The organism is Allobosea sp. 01N443 (assembly GCF_056399325.1).
Window position 1 is genome coordinate 1 of the sequence record NZ_JBFTRC010000353.1, and the last position, 2,537, is coordinate 2,537.

Annotated in this window: 3 protein-coding genes; all 3 read left to right on the forward strand. The window is 64.4% G+C overall.

What is annotated here, in order from left to right:
- Positions 1 to 687, forward strand: a 687-nt coding sequence (locus AC1DRP_RS36165; RefSeq protein WP_476771096.1) for an extracellular solute-binding protein, incomplete at its 5' end; no start/stop codon positions are given.
- Positions 671 to 1,675, forward strand: a complete 1,005-nt coding sequence (locus AC1DRP_RS36170; protein WP_441488380.1) for an ABC transporter permease subunit — start codon at positions 671 to 673, stop codon at positions 1,673 to 1,675. The genes AC1DRP_RS36165 and AC1DRP_RS36170, both read left to right, overlap by 17 nt.
- A gap of 15 nt (positions 1,676 to 1,690) precedes the next feature.
- Positions 1,691 to 2,537, forward strand: an 847-nt coding sequence (locus AC1DRP_RS36175) for an ABC transporter permease subunit (protein WP_476771097.1), incomplete at its 3' end; no start/stop codon positions are given.

The window sequence follows — 2,537 nt, forward strand, 5'->3', positions numbered from 1 at the left end:
ACCAAGCGCAACGGCATGGACGGGCTCGACACCAGCTTCGTCTTCAACAAGGGCAAGCTCGTCGGCCAGGTCGAGCGGATGAAGCGCCTGATCGGCCCCGGCGTGATGCAGCTCGCGGGGCAGGGCGTCATCCCGATCCAGCTCTTCACCTCGGGTGAATGCTCGACGATCATCGCCTCGACTGCCTCGCATGCCGCCGTCGTCGCCGCTGCCAAATTCGACTGGAGCGCGGCCGAGATGCCCTTCGAGCAGGGTGTGACGCCGAAGAACAGCGTCATCGGCGGCGCGGCGCTCTGGACCCTGAAGGGGCACACGCCGGAGAAGTACAAGGCGATCGGCGCCTTCTACAATTTCCTGGCCCAGACCGACACGCAGGTCTGGTGGCACCAGGCCACCGGCTATGTGCCGGTCACGGTCGCTGCCTATGACGCAGCCAAGGCGCAGGGCTACTACCAGAAGAACCCGACGCGCGAGATCGCGGTCGTGCAGCTGATGCGCGGCACGCCGAGCGACAATTCTCTGGGCTTCCGTATCGGCAACAGCAACCAGATCAATGTCGCGATCATGGAAGAGGTCTCGGCCGCCTTCCTCGGCCGCAAGCCGGTGCAGCAGGCGCTCGACGATGCCGTTTCGCGCGGCAACGAGTCGTTGCGCCGCTACGAGCAGCTCAATGCTGGCAAGAAATAGCGCGGCGGAGCTTCCCGCGGCGGCTGCCGGCGGCTGGCGCTTGCGCTGGCCGCTGCGGCGCCGGACTGCTCCGGCTTTCTCCGACGGGCAGGCCGAGAGCGGGTTGAAGCGGGCCCATTTCACGGAATGGCGCTTGCCCTTCTGGCTGCTGGCGCCGCAGCTCTTCATCCTCCTGCTGTTCTTCTTCATCCCCTCCGTCAGGGCGCTGATCCAGGCGTTCCAGCTCACCGATCCGTTCGGCGCGACGACGCAATGGGTCGGCTTCCAGAATTTCGAGCGGCTGTTCCGCAGCAGCGTTTATTGGTCCTCGGTCCAGGTCACGGTCGTGTTCACCGTCGCGCAGAACGTGCTGACGCTGTCGCTCGCGCTGCTGCTCGCCTTCGCCTCGAACCACATCCTGCGCGGGCGCGGTGCCTACCGCACCATCCTGCTGCTGCCCTATGCGATCGCGCCCGCGATCGCCGGCATCATGCTCGCCTTCCTGTTCAACCCGCGCGTCGGCCCGGTCGCCCATATGCTGCAGGGGCTCGGCTTCGACTGGGATCCGAACCGCAATTCCTCGCATGCGCTCGCCCTGATCGTCATGGCGGCGTCCTGGAAACACATCTGCTACAACTACATCTTCCTGGTCGCGGCGCTGCTTTCGGTGCCCCATTCGATCCTGGAATCCGCCTATCTCGACGGGGCCGGGCCGATCCAGCGGTTCCTGCGCATCTCGCTGCCGATGATCGCGCCGACGCTGTTCTTCCTGATCGTCATCAATTTCGTCTACGGGCTGTTCGAGACCTTCGCCATCGTCGACGCGACGACGCGCGGCGGCCCGGCCGGAGCGACCTCGATCCTGGTCTACAAGGTCTATCAGGACGGTTTCGTCACGCTCGATCTCGGTTCGTCCGCCGCCCAGTCCGTGATCCTGATGGGGCTGGCCCTGCTCCTCACCTATGCGCAGTTCCGCTTCATCGAGCGGCGCGTGAACTACAGCGTGTAAGGGGAGCGCCTGAGCATGAACGAGCGCACGCCCGTCCTTGACGTCGTCTGCCATCTCATCCTGCTGGTCGGCGCAGCACTCGTCTGCCTGCCGCTCTATTTCGTCTTCGTCACGGGAACGCTGACCCAGCAGGAGGTCATGCGGGTGCCGATGTCCTGGCTGCCTGGCGACGCCTATTTCACGAATCTGGAGACCGTGTTGAGCAGCGCCAATTTCGGCCGGCTCCTGCTCAACTCCTTCATCATCGCCAGCGGCATCACCATCGGAAAACTCTCGGTCTCGGTGATCGCGGCCTTCGCCGTCACCTATTTCCGTTTTCCCTTCCGGCTGACCGTGTTCTGGCTGATCTTCATGTCGCTGATGCTGCCGATCGAGGTCCGCATCGTCCCGACCTATGAATCGGCGGCGAATGTCGCCCTGCCGCTCAACATCCTCGGCTCATGGCTCGGCATGCAGGTCCTGGTCGATCTCGACTGGAACATGGTCAACCGCTATTCCGGCCTGATCCTGCCCTTGATTGCCTCGGCCACCGCGACCTTTCTGTTCCGCCAGTTCTTCCTGACCATTCCGGACGAACTCTGCGAGGCCGCCCGTATCGACGGCGCCAGCCCCTGGCAGTTCTTCCGCCTGATCCTGCTGCCGCTCTCGCGCTCCAACATCGTCGCGCTCGCGATCATCCTCTTCCTGATGGGCTGGAACCAGTATCTCTGGCCGCTGCTGCTCACCACCGAGCCCGCCATGGCCAATGCCGTGATCGGGCTGAAGAAGCTGATGCCGCAGGCCGACTCGCTGCCGACCTGGCATCTCCTGATGAACGCGGCCCTGCTGACGATGCTGCCGCCGACCCTCGTCATCCTTCTCC

Excerpts from the sequence above, each read along its gene's own strand:
- AC1DRP_RS36170 (WP_441488380.1), top strand. The coding sequence starts at position 671 with ATGCTGGCAAGAAATAGCGCGGCGGAGCTTCCCGCGGCGGCTGCCGGC.